The organism is Pseudoalteromonas sp. Z9A4, assembly GCF_011378845.1.
Classification (GTDB): domain Bacteria; phylum Pseudomonadota; class Gammaproteobacteria; order Enterobacterales; family Alteromonadaceae; genus Pseudoalteromonas; species Pseudoalteromonas arctica.
This window is the reverse complement of sequence record NZ_WTLA01000067.1, coordinates 1-574: the sequence shown is the minus strand read 5'-3', so window position 1 is coordinate 574 and position 574 is coordinate 1. Positions and strand designations below refer to the sequence as shown.

Annotated in this window: 1 protein-coding gene; it reads left to right on the top strand. The window is 44.8% G+C overall.

All coding sequences use genetic code 11. The features are described 5' to 3' along the window. The coding region (locus GQR54_RS19455) for an EF-Tu/IF-2/RF-3 family GTPase (protein WP_240918988.1) at positions 1-574 on the top strand (574 nt) is incomplete at both ends.

Below are 574 nucleotides of genomic sequence, written 5' to 3'. Positions count from 1 at the left end.
TTGAGCTTGCAAACGCACTTGATACTTACATCCCAGAGCCAGAGCGTGACATCGATAAGCCATTCATCATGCCTATCGAAGACGTTTTCTCAATCCAGGGTCGTGGTACTGTTGTAACTGGTCGTGTTGAAGCTGGTATCATCCGCATCAATGACGAAGTAGAAATTGTTGGTATCAATGATACAACTCGTTCTACTTGTACTGGTGTTGAAATGTTCCGTAAGCTTCTAGACGAAGGTCGTGCTGGCGAAAACATCGGTGCACTTCTACGTGGTACTAAACGTGAAGACGTTGAACGTGGTCAAGTACTAGCTAAGCCTGGTTCAATCAACCCACACACTACATTCACTTCAGAAGTATACGTACTTTCGAAAGATGAAGGTGGTCGTCATACTCCATTCTTCAAAGGTTACCGTCCACAGTTTTACTTCCGTACAACTGACGTAACAGGTGACGTACAGTTACCAGATGGCGTAGAAATGGTAATGCCTGGTGATAACATCAAGATGACAGTAACTCTAATCGCACCAATCGCGATGGATGAAGGTCTTCGTTTTGCTATCCGTGAAGGTGG